A 13,494-nucleotide genomic window follows, 5' to 3' on the forward strand; every position below is an offset into this window, starting at 1 on the left:
AGGCAAGGAGGCAGCGCATGTGGGGAAAGAACCGCTTTCTCGAGCGCGTAAGGGTGCAGCATCCGATCATCCAGGCGCCGATGATCGGACCGAAGCCGGCCCTTGCCGCCAGCGTCAGCGCGGCCGGGGGCCTCGGCTCCCTCGCCTGCGCGGCGATGAACCCGGACACGGTACGCAACGAAGCGGCGGCGATTCGGGCGCGGACGGACGCGCCGTTCAACCTGAACTTCTTCTGTCACGTGCCGGACGTGCCGGATGCAGCGCGTGAGTCCGCCTGGCGCAGCCGGCTCGCGCCCTACTATGCGGAACTCGGCCTTGATCCGTCGGCTCTGATCGTCATGGCACAGCGGTTGCCCTTCGACGCTGCGATGCTCGCGGCCGTCGCCGACGTCCGGCCGGCGGTGGTCAGCTTCCATTTCGGCCTGCCGGAAGCGGCGCTCCTCGACCGCGTCCGGGCGCTCGGCTGCATCATTCTCTCGTCCGCAACCACGGTGCGCGAAGCGCGCTGGCTCGCCGAGCGCGGGGTCGATGCGATCATCGCGCAGGGAGCCGAAGCCGGCGGGCATCGCGGCCTGTTCCTCGGCGGCGATCCCGCGACGCAAGTCGGCACGATGGCTCTGGTGCCCCAGGTGGTCGACGCGGTGGACGTGCCCGTCATCGCGGCCGGGGGCATCGCCGATGCCCGCGGGATCGGCGCCGCCTTCATGCTCGGCGCCTCCGCCGTTCAGCTGGGAACGGCCTACCTGCGCTGCACCGAGGCCGGTCTCTCGGGGCCGCACCAGGAGGCCCTGCGCCGCGCCCGCGATGAGGACACCACGATCACCAACGTCCTGACGGGCAAGCCGGCCCGGGGACTCGTGAACCGCGTCATGCGCGAACTCGGGCCCTGGCACGCGGAGGTGCCGGTCTTCCCCACCGCCGCCATCAGGCTCCAGCCCCTGCGGATCGAGGCCGAGCGACGCGGCTCCGGCGACTTCTCGCCCCTCTGGGCCGGGCAGGGAGCGCCCCTTGCCCGCGAGACTGAGGCGGGTCGCCTGACCGCTGAGCTCGCGGAGGGCGCGCTCAGGCTCCTCGGCCGCGCGAGGGCGTGATCACTTCGCCGTGGCCGGGCCGTAGGGCGGCCGGGGGATCGCCCGATGGGCGGCACGCAGCGCCGCCGACCAACGCTCCCGCAGATCGTGGAAGTAGCTCTCGCCGGCTTCGATCCGGTGGTTTACCTCGAGGTCGAGGGCGTTGCGGCGGGCGACCGCGATGTCAATGGGCAGGCCGACGCCGAGGTTCGAGCGCATCGTCGAATCCATCGAGACGAGGCCGACCTTAAGGGCGTCGTAGAGGTCGGTCTCGTACTTCACCGCCCGGTCCAGGATCGGCTTACCGTACTTGTGTTCCCCGATCTGCAGAAAAGGCGCGTCGCCGCTGCACTCGATGAAGTTGCCGGCCGAGTAGATCAGGTAGAGCTTCATCGGGTCTGAGCCGATCTGTCCGCCGAACAACAGCGAGACCGAGAAGCGCAGGTTGGCCGCCTCGAACCCCGCCTTCTCGATCTCGCGGACCCGCCGAATGGCGCGGCCCACGAGCTGGGCCGCCTGGAACATCGTCGGCGCCTCGACGAGCTTCATCTTCGGCTCGCCGGCATCGCCCTCGACTCCCTCGGCGAGAAGGCTGAGGACCGACTGGGTGATCGAGAGATTCCCGGCGGAGGCCAGCATCATCACGCGCTCGCCCGGCACGTTGAAGTGGTGGAGCTTGCGGTAGGTCGAGATGTCGTCGAGCCCGGCATTGGTCCGGGTGTCGGCGATCATCACCAGCCCCTCCTCGACGAGGACACCGACGCAGTAGGTCATGGAGCGGTCTTTCTCGCGCGTCCGTCCGCGATCAGGACTGGACGGAAGCCTGTGCTTGCTCGACGCGAAGCGTCACGTCGAGTGTTTCTGTCCCGCCGCCCATGCGGCTGCCGCGAATCGGAGCCGCCCCGAGATAGTCGAGGGCGACAGCCACGCGGATATGCGCCTCGGTGGTGGCGATACCGTGGGCGGCGTCGAAGCCGATCCAGCCGAGCCCCGGCACCAGCGATTCAGCCCAGGCATGGCCGGAGCCTTGATCCGCATCCCGGTCGGCGTGGTGGTAGTAGCCCGAGACGTAGCGGGTGGGAATCTCGAGGTGGCGGGCCGCCGCGATGAAGAGATGGGTGATGTCCTGGCAGACGCCCTTCTCCTGCACGAAGGCCTGCGCGGCGTTCGTGCTGGCGCTGGCCGGGCCGGGGACGAAGGTGACCCGCTGGTGCACGGCGGCGAGCAGCCGGTGCAGACACGGTAGGGGGGCCGGGTCGCCGGCCGCCGCGATCTCCTGGGCGAAGGCCTGAATGGCGTCGTTGGCCAGGGCGAGATCCGAATCCCGCAGGTAGAACACGTCCGGCAGGCGCTCGATGGTGCCGCGCACGATGCCGTGCATCTCCAGGGTGTCGACCTCTCCGGTGACCCGGATCGACAGGGCCTCGGCCGGCTCGTCCGCCGTGAACCAGTGCACCACGTTGCCGAAGCCATCCTCGCGCTCGCTCACGCGGCCGTCGACGGAGGGCTCGATGCGCCAGCGCCGGACATACTGGCCGTCATGGTCGCGAGGACGCAGACGCAGGACCTGAATCAGCCCGCGGGCGGGCTGCTCATAGGTATAGTTGGTCTCGTGGAAGACGCGGATTCGCATGCGGCGACCTTTGCGCGGCGTCGGGCCGGGGCCGGCCCTATACCAGATATTGCTCGATGACCGCTGCGCCGAGGCGATTGTTCTCGACGATGAACTCCGTCACGAACTCATGCAGGCCGGATGAGAAGATGCGGTTGATGTTCTCGCCTTCCAGGCGTGCCAGGGTATTGCTGGCCAGGCGCTGGCTCGCGCCGCGCCGCCCGTAGGCGTCGGCGATGAGGTCGAGGTGCTCCACCAGCATGCCGTAGCAGTTGGTGAAGGAGCGCGGCATCTGCCGGTTCAGGATGAGAAGATCGGCGACCAGGAGTGGCTTCACGCTCTCGCGGTAGACCCAGTGATAGGCGTTGAAGGCCGAGACCTCGCGCAGGATCGTGGTCCACTGGAAATAATCGAGGCTGCCGCCGATCTTCTCCGTGGCGGGGAGCAGGATCCGGTACTTCACGTCCAGGATGCGGGCGGTGTTGTCCGCCCGTTCGATCGCCGTTCCAAGGCGTGTGAACCAGTAGGCGTCGTTGCGCAGCATCGTGCGGTAGGCCGAACCGTCGAAGGCGAGGGAGACACCCTTCACCCAGTCGAGGAAGCGGGTGAACTCGTCGCGGTTGAGGTCGCGTCCCTCGTAGTTGCGCAGTTCGAGCCAGGCGCCGTTGATGGCGTCCCACATTTCGGTGGTCAGCGCCGTGCGGACGCTGCGGGCATTCTCGCGCGCGGTCTCGATGCAGGAGCGGATCGAGGAAGGATTGTGGGGGCTGAAGGCAAGGAAATCGCAGACGGTCGCTTCCGTGACGCTGGCGTAGAGCGGCTTGAACACGTCCGGATCGCCCGCCGAGGCCAGGGCGGAGGCCCACTCGTTGGTCTCGCCGCCGCCGTAGCTCGACGGCAGGGCGGCCAGGCGCAGGGCGGCATCGAGGATGCGGGCGACGAACTCCGCTCGCTCGGCGTAGCGCGAGAGCCAGTACAGGTTGTCGGCGGTCCGGGACAGCATGGGGTTCCATCGGGACGTCGGCTGGCGTCGGAAACGCAGGCCGCAGGGCGAAAAGGACTATGCCGGAGCCGGCACGGACTTGGAAAGGCACCCGGGACGGAAGGCCCCGCCGGATGCCCCGCGATGGCTCAGGCGTCGAGGACCCAGGTGTCCTTGGTGCCGCCGCCCTGGCTCGAATTTACGACGAGCGACCCCTCCTTCAGGGCGACCCGGGTGAGGCCGCCGGGGACGATGCGGATCTCGTCCGAGCCGCACAGCACGAAGGGGCGCAGATCCACGTGCCGGGGTGCGACCCCGGATGCGACGAAAGTCGGGCAGGTGGAGAGGGCCAAGGTCGGCTGGGCGATGAAGCCGTCCGGCGCATGCTTCAGCTTGCGTCCGAACTCCTCGATCTCGCGCTTGGTGGCGTGTGGGCCGACCAGCATGCCGTAGCCGCCGGAGCCGTTGACCTCCTTCACCACGAGCTCGCTGAGATTGTCCATCACATAGGCGAAAGCCTCTTTCTCGCGGCAGCGGTAGGTCGGCACGTTGTGCAGGATCGGCTCCTCGCCGGTGAAGAACTTCACAATCTCCGGCATGTAGCTGTAGACCGCCTTGTCGTCGGCAATGCCGGTGCCGACGGCGTTGGCCAGGGTAACGGTCCCACGCTCGTAGGCGTTCATGATGCCGGGGACTCCGAGCACCGAGTCCGGGCGGAAGACCAGCGGATCGAGGAAATCGTCGTCGAGACGGCGGTACAGCACGTCGACCCGGCGGGGCCCCTCGGTCGTCCGCATGTAGACGACGTCGTCCTTGGTGAAGAGGTCGGAGGCCTCGACGAGGTCGACGCCGAGCTTGTCGGCCAGGAACGAGTGTTCGTAGAAGGCCGAGTTGTAACGACCCGGCGTCAGCAGCGCGACGGTGGGGTCGCGGGTCGCCGTGGACGGCGCGAGGCTGCGCAGGGTCGCCAGCAGGGCGTCGGGATAGTTCTCCACCGGTGCGACGCGGTGGCGGGAGAACAGCTCCGGGAACAGCCGCAGCATGACCTCGCGGTTCTCGAGCATGTAGGAGACGCCGGACGGGGTCCGGGCATTGTCCTCCAGCACGAAGAAGTCGTTCTCCCCGGTGCGGACGATGTCGATGCCGGCTATGTGGACGTAGAGGTCGTGCGGCACCCGGAAAGCGCGCATTTCCATGCGGTAATGCGGGTTGCGGTAGACGAGGTCGGCCGGGATCACGCCGGCCTTGATGCATTCCTGCGCCCCGTAGATGTCCTTCAGGAAGGCGTTGATGGCGGTGACGCGCTGCTTGAGGCCTCGCTCCAGGAAACCCCATTCGGGCTTCGTGATGACCCGCGGGATGATGTCGAAGGGGATCAGCCGTTCGGTGGACTCGTTCGCGCCGTAGACCGCGAAGGTGATGCCGATGCGCCGGAACAGCATCTCGGCCTGGCTGCGGCGGGTGTTGAAATGCTCAGGCGGCGTGGTGTCGAGCCAGTGCTTCAGGCTGTCGTAGGCTTCGCGCACGGCGGGGTTGCTCAGCGCCCCATCGGGCAGCCCGGTCATCTCGTCGAATGCAGCGAGCGCCATTCGCGTCTCCCCCTTGAACACCGTTCTTGTCTAGGCAAGAGGCGCGCCAGCGACCTGGGATCGGAGTCCGCGCCCACCGCCCTTGCGTGTAGGGTAGCACGTTCAGATCAACTTCAAGCCCTTGAAGCTGGCGTGACCCTCCCGACCCAGGATGATGTGATCGTGGATCAGGATGCCAAGGGGGTCCAGCACCCCGATGAGCTCGCGGGTCATCCGGATATCGGCGGCCGAGGGAGTGGGGTCGCCCGAGGGATGGTTATGAGCCAGGATGATGGCGGTGGCCGAGAGCTCGAGGGCACGGCGCGCCACCTCGCGCGGATAGACTGGCGTGTGGTCGACGGTTCCCCGCCCCTGGACCTCGTCGGCGATCAGGTGGTTGCGCCGGTCGAGGAACAGCACGCGGAACTGCTCGCGCGCCGCGAAAGCCATGGTGGCGCGGCAATACTCCAGCACGGCGCTCCACGACGAGAGCAGAGGGCGGTCGGCGATCGCCCCGCGCGCCAGCCGATGCCCTGCCGCTTCGATGAGCTTCAAGTCGGCGATGACCCCGGGGCCGATGCCTTCAATTTCAGCAAGTCGCGCCGGCTCAGCGCTCACCACCTCGGCAAAGCTGCCGAAGCGTCGGATCAGGGCCTTGGCCAGGGGCTTCACGTCCCGGCGGGGAATGGCCCGGAACAGGGCGAGTTCGAGAAGCTCGTAATCCGGAAGGGCCTCGGCCCCACCCTGGGCGAACCGGGCGCGCAGGCGGTCGCGATGGCCGAGGTAATGCGGCTCGCCGTCCGACGGGTCGGGCGCGGACGGCGGCCGGGTTGTCATGAGCCCGAAATCAACCGGCGGTCGGCGCGGGCTGGTGCAGACCCTTGGGCGAAAGGGTGAAGATTTCCGCGCCCGTCTCCGTCACCGCCACGGTGTGCTCGAACTGCGCCGAGAGCGAGCGGTCGCGGGTGACCGCGGTCCAGCCGTCGGAGAGGACCTTCACCGCTGGCCGGCCGAGATTGATCATGGGCTCGACGGTGAAGAACTGGCCGGGCTGGAACTTCACGTCGTAGCTCGGCTCGACGTAGTGCAGGATGGTTGGGGCATCGTGGTAGGTGCGCCCGAGGCCGTGGCCGCAGAAATCCCGCACGACGGAGCAGCGCTCCGCCTCGGCATAGGACTGGATCGCCCGGCCGATATCCGTGGTGGAGCCCCCCGGCTTGATCACCGCGATGCCGCGCATCAGGCACTCGTGGGTGATCTCGCACAGGCGCTGGGCCTTGCGCGGCACCTCTCCGACATAGGCCATCCGGCTCGAGTCGCCGTGCCATCCGTCGACGATGAGGCAGATGTCGAGGTTGACGATATCGCCCTCGCGCAGGGGCTTGTCGTTCGGGATGCCGTGGCAGACCACGTGGTTGATCGAGGTGCAGATCGATTTCGGATAGCCGCGGTAGAGCAGCGAGGCCGGATAGGCGCCGTGGTCCATAGCGAAGGTGTAGGCGAGCTTGTCGAGATGGTCCGTCGTGATGCCGGGAGCGGTGGCCTCCATCAGCAGATCCAGGGCTTCCGCGGTCAGACGGCCGGCCTTGCGCATGCCCTCGAAGGCCTCCGGTCCATGAATCGGCGGCTGGGGCGCGCGGCGTCCGCTCTCGGACACGGCCTGTTCGTTCTGGGTCATGGGGACGTTTCGCGGAGGGGAACCGGGGCGGGGCCTGCCCCTATGTACGGTGACGCGCGCGCGAGGCCAACCCTTCGCGCGCTGCGCACTAGGATTGCGCCGAGGGAGAGGCTAGAGACGGGTCCCGGCAGACCCCGACAACACGGATGCCCGCACGAGCACGATCCTTCCTCGAGGACGAGGCTTCGGCGGGCCGGCAGGCAGGACGAGGCGATGGCTGACAAGGCGGTCCCGCATTTCCACAACGAGCCCGGCGTGGCGGTCATTCACGTCGGCTCCAAGGAGTTCATGTGCATCGGGGCCAAGCCCCCCTTCGATCATCCGCACATCTTCCTCGACATGGGCACGGACGACGAGACCATCTGCCAGTACTGCTCGACGCTGTTCCGCTACCGGCCGACCCTGGCCGCTGGCAACGCCGATCCGGCGATCTGCGTCTGGGACGACCGGACCTCGGCCGCCGCCTGATCAGGCGAGGCGGCTCCGTGCCGGCCCTGAACATCGCTATCGTCGGCGCGGGCATCGGCGGCCTGACGGCTGCGCTCACCCTCGATTCCGCCGGCCATGCCGTCACCCTCATCGAGCGCCGCACCGGATTCAGCGAAGTCGGGGCCGGGATCCAGCTCTCGCCGAATGCCAGCCGAGTGTTGATCGGCCTCGGCCTCGGCGCCGCCCTGCGACGCGCGGCGAGCGAGCCGCCGGCAGTGGTGGTGCGGGCCCTGACGAGTGGGACGGTCATAGGCGGCGTCGCTCTAGGAGCCCATCTGCGCGAGCGCTTCGGCGCGCCCTACTACGTCATCCATCGGGCCGACCTGCAGACCCTGCTCCTCGACGCTGTGCGCGGCCGGCCGGGTATCCGCCTCCTGATGGGACGGGACGTGACCGGTCTGGCGGAGCGACCGGACGGTGTCGACCTGACCCTGGAAAGCGGCACGGGCACGCGGACCGAGCGGTTTTCCGCCGACCTCGTCATCGGGGCCGACGGTGTACGCTCCCGCCTGCGCGGCCACCTCGACGGCAAGGACCTGAGGTCCGGGCGTGCCGCGGCGTGGCGGGCCATCGTTCCGCGGGAAGCCCTGCCACCCGAACTTTCGGGCGAGGCCACGGGCCTGTGGCTTGGGCCGGCGCGCCACGTGGTGCATTACCCGATCCGGGGTGGCCAGCACGTCAACGTCGTCGCCGTGATTCCGGAGCGGAAGGGCAGCGAGGGCTGGGGCCAACTCGGTGAGCCGGCCGTACTGCGCGCCCGCTTTCGCGACGCGGCGCCGCCCCTCGCGGCCCTCCTGGCCGTACCGGATTCCTGGCTGGTCTGGTCGCTGGAGGATCGGGGTGCCGCCCGTCCGATGGCACGCGGACGGCTGGCCCTGATCGGGGATGCCGCCCATCCGATCCTGCCCTTCCTCGCACAGGGGGCCGCCCTCGCCATCGAGGATGCGGCGATCCTCGCCAGGGAACTGGGCGCGGACGGCGCCGATCTCGGTGCCGCCCTGGCCCGCTACGATGCGGTGCGGCGTGCGCGGGTGCGCCGCGTTCGCCGGGCCGCCCGTGCCAATGGCCGGACCTATCATGCGGGGGCTCTCGTCGGCACGATCCGTAATGTCGTGATGGGCCGCCTCGGGCCGGACGGAATGAACCGTCGCTACGCCTGGCTCTACGGCTGGACGCCTTGATCTGCGGAGGCCGCCCCGCTACCGCTGATGCTGGCATGCGGACGTGGCGAAACCGGTAGACGCACGAGACTTAAAATCTTGCGGCCTTTGGCTGTGCGGGTTCGAGTCCCGCCGTCCGCACCAACTCATGCGATCCTGTCTCTGCACTCATCGGCTTGCAGCGACGATCAGCGCCGCGACCGACGGAGATAGACGAAAAGTCCCACGACACCCGCGAGGGCCACGCCCGCGAGTGCCGTCGAACGCAGGGGCGCTCGGGTGGACATCTCGCCGTCCGCAGACAGTCGAGCCAAGGCGCGGTCTTCGTCGAGGATCCAGGCGAGCGAGCGCCGGAGTGCATCGGCGGCATCGCGGTTGAACCATTGGCCGTGCGCGAAGATCACCCGGTCCGGATGAAAGCCGACGAGACGCTGCGCGGCGCGGACCGTGTCCCGATGGTTTAGGCGCAGAAGGACTCGCAGGTAGAGCTGTGCCTTGCCATCCGGGGCGACGATGCCGAGCAGACGAGCCAGGGGGCGCGCGAAGACCGGCAGAAGGTCGCCCTCGAGGTTGATGACGAGATCCGTCAGCAGGAGGGTCCGGCTTGGGCGATGGAACAGACAGATTTCCTGGAACACGGGTCCGGCGACGAGGACCTGATCGATCTCGTTCGCCCAGACGCGTGGCGGCTGGTCTCCCAATTCCGCATCGATCGCGAGGCCAGATCGGCGCACCTGGCTCCGGTCTTCGAGCCCCGGCACCGCCCAGGTGATCGCGTTGGGGCAAGCGGTCTGCCAGTCCTTCAGGAACATCCAATGCCCGACACTCGGGGCTACGAGGTGCCCGATACGCCCGAGTCCCTCCACGGCACGTTGAAGGCCCGGGTGGTGCGGAACGGGCGAGTGGAGCAACAGCTCACCGCCGGCCAGTCGCAGCACCGTCATCCGCAAAGGGAGTAGAATGCCGCCCGCGCGAATCGGTGCGGCATCGACGATCCAGACGCCGTCCGCCACCTCCTTCGGTTGGTTCAGGGGGCGGATAGCTGAGGTCATGCGCCAAGGTCCTGCACTCCACATCGACGTACACCCGGGGGAACGCTTCGGCAGAACCCGGAGGTCCATCTGTCGTGCGCGACCACGACCATCCCTCGCGCCGGGCGCCGCCCGAAACCGGCGGGTACCACGCCCACCCAGGTCAGTTCCGAAGGAAAGGGCGCATCTTCGCTTACCGAGGCGTCATGCGTGTCGATGGGTCGAATCCGCGGGATGGTTTCCCGCCTTCGGCCGGCCTCTGCGATGAGCCTCACGCGCCCGGCGCTGCGCCCTCGGCTACGCCGGGATGCTAGCTCGGTCGTGATCACCCGCCCCCTTCATAGTGCGGCGGGAGGACGGCGATCAGCGCTTCCAGAGCGTGCATCAGCCGATCGGGAAGGTCTCCGTCCATTTGAGGCGGAAACAAGAGCGCCAAGGCGCGGTCGACCCCGACGCGAAAGGGCGTCCGATTGCAATTGTCGGGGCGAGGAAAGCAAAGATAGGGGTATTCGAAATCCATCCTAACAGTCGGCTACGGCGCCGTTCGCTGACGGATAGTCTATCTATCCGCGAATAGTGACAACGCGACTCGGCACAGACGGTTGCGCCGGCTTCCGTGGTGACGTTGGAAGGAGGCCGTCCGGTTCGCCCGGCCGGCCTTCGAGAGGGGCCTGACTACCAGCCGCCACGGCCGTAGGGACGGTCGCAGTCCGGACGATCCCCGTATCCGGCGTGGCGATAGCCGTATCCGCCGAATTCCTCACCATAGGTTCGGACCACAGTACGCGATCTGCGATAGACCGGGGCCTCGTCGTACCCGTAGTGGCGAACCAGCGGTGCCGGGCGGTCGCGCACGATGAGAGCCTCATCGTCGTCGGCATAGCGGGGTTCGGGAGGGCCGTAACCGTAGCCGTAGGCAGGAGCCTCGTGAGCTTCCGAGGCGGCGGTTCCCAGGAGAGCGCCCGCCGCGAGCCCCCCGATCACGCCGGCCAAGATGGCGCCGCCCTGGCCCCGGGCCTGCGCCTCTGGCGTTCCGAACGTGCCCATCGCCAAGAGCGCAACGGCTGTGAAAGCTGCCAACGTCTTCATCGCCCATCCCCTGATTTGTCGAGGAGGCCGGCATCGTGCGCGGCCTCGTTGGCCCAACCGGTGCTGTCCCGGCTGTTCAGGAGGAGATTGCCAAAGCGGCGCTGCACCCAGGCTGAAGCGCGTTGGCGGCATCCGTTCAGGTTCATCGGAGAAACGTCCGTCGCGGGGAATGCCCCTTCGCGAATCGACCCTATCGCAGGTTAGGACAGGGTTCTCTCTTGTGGGATGTCGCTGCCGGGGCAAGAACGTCATACGCGGCGTTCGCGCCGCAATCCCTTCCTCCCGCGTAGAGCTCCGCATGACCCCGGAACAAGTTGTTCTCGTCCAGGACAGTTTCGCCAAAGTTCGGCCGATCGCCGGCGCTGCGGCAGACCTTTTCTACGGACGCCTGTTCGAGATCGCTCCGCAGGTTCGGCCGATGTTTCCGGATGACATGCGCGAGCAGAAGAAAAAACTGATGGCGATGCTGGGGCTTGCGGTCACCAACCTGCATAAGCCCGAGATGGTGGTGCCGGCGCTGCAGACCTTGGGCCGACAGCATGTCTCGTTCGGAACCCAGGCCGCGCATTATGAACCGGTGGGCGCCGCCCTGCTCTGGGCGCTGGAGCAGGGCCTGGGCCCGGATTTTACCCCCGCGGTCCGGGAGGCCTGGGTGGAAACCTATGCGCTCGTGGCAAATGTGATGAAGGCGGCGGCTGCCGAGGTTCGTCGACCGGAATCGACCGCCGACGCCTGATCCGCGCTGCGCTGGAACCAACGCGCGCGGCAAGCGTAAGCGTTTCAGATTAGTTTTGTGTTTTCGAGGATTCCGATGCGTTCCCATCTGACGTCACTGGTCTCCGGTTTCGCCCTGGCGACGTTCTTGACCTGTCCCGCCTGGGCAGAGGTCCTGATCGCCGTCGACAAGGATGCGCAACGCATGACTGTGACGGTCGATGGCCAGACCCGCTACGACTGGCCCGTCTCCACGGGCCTGGACGGCTACGACACTCCCAGCGGAGCCCATCGGCCGTTCCGAATGGAGCGCACGCACTTCTCACGGGAGTTCGACGACGCTCCGATGCCGAACGCAATCTTCTTCACCGGGCAGGGCCACGCGATCCACGGGACCAATCACACCCGACGCCTCGGCAGCGCGGCATCCCATGGTTGTGTTAGGCTTGCCCCAAGGAATGCCGCGACCCTGTTCAGCCTCGTCAAGGCTGAGGGCATGGGCAAGACCCGGGTGGTCATCGAGGGCAGTTCCGTGATGGCGTCGCGGCGCCGCCGCGGCGCCGAGGACGGTGTGATGTCCGCCGGCATGCAGATGGGGCGCGAGCCCTCCGCAGCCTATCGGCCGGCCGCCGCCGTCGGGTTGGTGTCGCGCCGCGCCCCCGTCTATGATTTCCGGGACTCGGCCGGGGACGGTGACGCCTATTTCGTCGGTGACGGTCTCGATTAGGCGGGTCGAACTAAGCGATGGATCTCGCTGCTCGGCGCCCTCAGCCGAAGGCGCTGGTCCGCGCCGCCTCGGATGTGGCCGAGGCCGGCGCCAGAATCGTGCTCTCGACCCGGTTCCGTCCGCCGCGCTTGGCCCGATAGAGGGCATCGTCCGCCGCCTTGAGGCGATCGGCGGCCGTGATCGCGGGAGTTCCCAGGCTTCCATGCGCCGTCGCGACCCCGATGCTGACGGTGATGCAAGCGCCGTCGGGAAGAGCCGGATGGGGATAGGCCAGGGCCTGGATCGCCAGTCGCAGACTCTCCCCGATCCGCGCCGCCTCCGAAGGGTCCGCTCCGGGCCGGAATACGATGAACTCCTCGCCCCCGTAGCGGGCCGCCTGTGCGCCGTGGCGGGCTGCCGCCGCAGCGAGCGCCTCGGCCACTTGTCTCAGGCAGCGGTCGCCTTCGGGATGGCCGGCCGTGTCGTTCAGACGCTTGAAGGCGTCGATGTCGATGAGCACCAGCGTGGCCCAGGCGCCGCCTGCGCAAGCCTCGCCCCATCCGGCCTGGACCTGGGCCGTGGCGCTGCGCCGATTGCGGAGCCCGGTGAGGCTGTCGGTCTCGGACAGGACCGTCAGGCGCGCGTTGGCGGCCGCCAGATCGACGTCGCGGGCAGATTTTTCCAGGGTCAGGAGAAAGGCCTCCTTGCGCGTCCATTCGCGGGTATAGGCGAGCTTGATGGGGACGAGGGTGAGGCTGGCGATCAGGAGCGGCAGTCCGGTCGCCTCGCTGCGCGGAAGAACGAATGCGACGGCGTAGGCCGCGTAGACGCAGAAGGCGCTTCCGCAGAGGACGAGGCTGTGCCGGAACGAGAGCGGCGCGATCATCCCGACCACCATGGGCACGATCACCGCAAGGATCAGGTAGGTGTCTGCATGGGTCCGCGGCGCGATCCGGGCGCTGTTCAGGACGATCACCATGTCGAGCACGGAGATGCCGATGACGATCCCGGCCTGGCGCCGGGCACTGGTGATGCCGCGCAGCGCCGTGATCGCCGCGAATCCCGCAGGCAGGAACACGCCCAGGGTCAGGAAAGCCGGAACCACAAATTGCTCTGGACCGAGCAGGTCGAAGTCCATCTTCAGTGACAGCACATTGAAGACGATGAAGATCAGCAGCCACGACTGGATGTAGGTCGCCCGGGACCAGCGCGTCGTCTCGGTGAATTGTGCTTCGAGGTCTCTCGGCAGCCGCAGACGGTGCCAAGGTCTGCGGCGCGCAGCCTCGATCAGGCTGGAATTCGTTTCGGACATGAGGCGCGTTCACCGACGATCGAGCAGAGCCTATACGCGCCTTGCTTGCATGCGCGTAAACGCCATTCGTGCCTCGCGCGGAG

The 13,494-nt window shown here is 67.8% G+C and carries 14 protein-coding genes and 1 tRNA gene; 6 read left to right on the plus strand and 9 right to left on the minus strand.

From position 1 onward, the window contains the following. The first annotated feature begins 17 nt into the window (after positions 1–17). Positions 18–1,091, plus strand: a complete 1,074-nt coding sequence (locus ASF18_RS16755) for a nitronate monooxygenase (protein WP_056353206.1) — start codon at positions 18–20, stop codon at positions 1,089–1,091. On the opposite strand, the gene ASF18_RS16760 is transcribed toward ASF18_RS16755, so the two are convergent. From ASF18_RS16760 to map, 6 genes are all read right to left on the minus strand, one after another. Next, positions 1,092–1,844, minus strand: a complete 753-nt coding sequence (locus tag ASF18_RS16760; RefSeq protein WP_056218845.1) for a hypothetical protein — start codon at positions 1,842–1,844, stop codon at positions 1,092–1,094. 31 nt (positions 1,845–1,875) lie between these two features. After that, a complete protein-coding gene (locus tag ASF18_RS16765) occupies positions 1,876–2,703 on the minus strand; it encodes a transglutaminase family protein (protein WP_056273412.1) in 828 nt (275 codons plus the stop codon). Positions 2,704–2,740: 37 nt separating this feature from the next. After that, positions 2,741–3,685, minus strand: coding sequence for an alpha-E domain-containing protein (locus ASF18_RS16770; RefSeq protein WP_056218850.1), 945 nt, complete (start codon positions 3,683–3,685; stop codon positions 2,741–2,743). A 128-nt stretch (positions 3,686–3,813) separates the two neighbouring features. Further along, positions 3,814–5,253, minus strand: coding sequence for a circularly permuted type 2 ATP-grasp protein (locus ASF18_RS16775; RefSeq protein WP_056218853.1), 1,440 nt, complete (start codon positions 5,251–5,253; stop codon positions 3,814–3,816). A 102-nt stretch (positions 5,254–5,355) separates the two neighbouring features. Then, positions 5,356–6,069 carry a DNA repair protein RadC gene (radC, locus tag ASF18_RS16780; protein WP_056218856.1) on the minus strand — a complete coding sequence of 238 codons (714 nt, stop codon included), beginning with the start codon at positions 6,067–6,069 and terminating at the stop codon, positions 5,356–5,358. A 10-nt stretch (positions 6,070–6,079) separates the two neighbouring features. Further along, positions 6,080–6,910, minus strand: coding sequence for a type I methionyl aminopeptidase (gene map / locus ASF18_RS16785; protein ID WP_056353210.1), 831 nt, complete (start codon positions 6,908–6,910; stop codon positions 6,080–6,082). A 213-nt stretch (positions 6,911–7,123) separates the two neighbouring features. Here map and ASF18_RS16790 point away from each other — a divergent pair, with 213 nt between their 5' ends. From ASF18_RS16790 to ASF18_RS16800, 3 genes are all read left to right on the plus strand, one after another. Further along, positions 7,124–7,378, plus strand: coding sequence for a zinc-finger domain-containing protein (locus ASF18_RS16790; protein WP_055956304.1), 255 nt, complete (start codon positions 7,124–7,126; stop codon positions 7,376–7,378). Positions 7,379–7,395: 17 nt separating this feature from the next. After that, positions 7,396–8,580, plus strand: a complete 1,185-nt coding sequence (locus ASF18_RS16795) for an FAD-dependent monooxygenase (RefSeq protein WP_056353212.1) — start codon at positions 7,396–7,398, stop codon at positions 8,578–8,580. Between the two features lie 37 nt (positions 8,581–8,617). Next, positions 8,618–8,703, plus strand: a tRNA-Leu gene (locus ASF18_RS16800). Between the two features lie 44 nt (positions 8,704–8,747). Here ASF18_RS16800 and ASF18_RS16805 read toward each other — a convergent pair. Beyond that, positions 8,748–9,611: a DUF4336 domain-containing protein gene (locus ASF18_RS16805; protein WP_082487658.1), complete on the minus strand. Its 864-nt coding sequence runs from the start codon at positions 9,609–9,611 to the stop codon at positions 8,748–8,750. A 654-nt stretch (positions 9,612–10,265) separates the two neighbouring features. Then, a complete protein-coding gene (locus ASF18_RS24325) occupies positions 10,266–10,679 on the minus strand; it encodes a hypothetical protein (protein ID WP_056353213.1) in 414 nt (137 codons plus the stop codon). 298 nt (positions 10,680–10,977) lie between these two features. On the opposite strand from ASF18_RS24325, the gene ASF18_RS16815 reads away from it, so the two are divergent. Next, on the plus strand, positions 10,978–11,415 hold the full coding sequence (locus ASF18_RS16815; RefSeq protein ID WP_056218867.1) for a globin family protein: 438 nt from the start codon (positions 10,978–10,980) through the stop codon (positions 11,413–11,415). 75 nt (positions 11,416–11,490) lie between these two features. Continuing rightward, on the plus strand, positions 11,491–12,120 hold the full coding sequence (locus ASF18_RS16820) for a L,D-transpeptidase (protein WP_082487660.1): 630 nt from the start codon (positions 11,491–11,493) through the stop codon (positions 12,118–12,120). A 40-nt stretch (positions 12,121–12,160) separates the two neighbouring features. Here the strand turns inward: ASF18_RS16820 and ASF18_RS16825 are convergent, their stop codons facing one another. Then, positions 12,161–13,411: a GGDEF domain-containing protein gene (locus ASF18_RS16825; RefSeq protein WP_056353214.1), complete on the minus strand. Its 1,251-nt coding sequence runs from the start codon at positions 13,409–13,411 to the stop codon at positions 12,161–12,163. Positions 13,412–13,494: the final 83 nt, after the last annotated feature.

This window comes from Methylobacterium sp. Leaf89 (assembly GCF_001422215.1).
GTDB lineage: Bacteria > Pseudomonadota > Alphaproteobacteria > Rhizobiales > Beijerinckiaceae > Methylobacterium.

What these genes read in the sequence shown, in the direction of transcription:
- ASF18_RS16755 (WP_056353206.1), top strand. Translation starts at nt 18, where the DNA reads ATGTGGGGAAAGAACCGCTTTCTCGAGCGCGTAAGGGTGCAGCATCCG.
- ASF18_RS16760 (WP_056218845.1), bottom strand. Translation starts at nt 1,844, where the DNA reads ATGACCTACTGCGTCGGTGTCCTCGTCGAGGAGGGGCTGGTGATGATC.
- ASF18_RS16765 (WP_056273412.1), bottom strand. Translation starts at nt 2,703, where the DNA reads ATGCGAATCCGCGTCTTCCACGAGACCAACTATACCTATGAGCAGCCC.
- ASF18_RS16770 (WP_056218850.1), bottom strand. Translation starts at nt 3,685, where the DNA reads ATGCTGTCCCGGACCGCCGACAACCTGTACTGGCTCTCGCGCTACGCC.
- ASF18_RS16775 (WP_056218853.1), bottom strand. Translation starts at nt 5,253, where the DNA reads ATGGCGCTCGCTGCATTCGACGAGATGACCGGGCTGCCCGATGGGGCG.
- radC (WP_056218856.1), bottom strand. Translation starts at nt 6,069, where the DNA reads ATGACAACCCGGCCGCCGTCCGCGCCCGACCCGTCGGACGGCGAGCCG.
- map (WP_056353210.1), bottom strand. Translation starts at nt 6,910, where the DNA reads ATGACCCAGAACGAACAGGCCGTGTCCGAGAGCGGACGCCGCGCGCCC.
- ASF18_RS16790 (WP_055956304.1), top strand. Translation starts at nt 7,124, where the DNA reads ATGGCTGACAAGGCGGTCCCGCATTTCCACAACGAGCCCGGCGTGGCG.
- ASF18_RS16805 (WP_082487658.1), bottom strand. Translation starts at nt 9,611, where the DNA reads ATGACCTCAGCTATCCGCCCCCTGAACCAACCGAAGGAGGTGGCGGAC.
- ASF18_RS24325 (WP_056353213.1), bottom strand. Translation starts at nt 10,679, where the DNA reads ATGAAGACGTTGGCAGCTTTCACAGCCGTTGCGCTCTTGGCGATGGGC.
- ASF18_RS16815 (WP_056218867.1), top strand. Translation starts at nt 10,978, where the DNA reads ATGACCCCGGAACAAGTTGTTCTCGTCCAGGACAGTTTCGCCAAAGTT.
- ASF18_RS16820 (WP_082487660.1), top strand. Translation starts at nt 11,491, where the DNA reads ATGCGTTCCCATCTGACGTCACTGGTCTCCGGTTTCGCCCTGGCGACG.
- ASF18_RS16825 (WP_056353214.1), bottom strand. Translation starts at nt 13,411, where the DNA reads ATGTCCGAAACGAATTCCAGCCTGATCGAGGCTGCGCGCCGCAGACCT.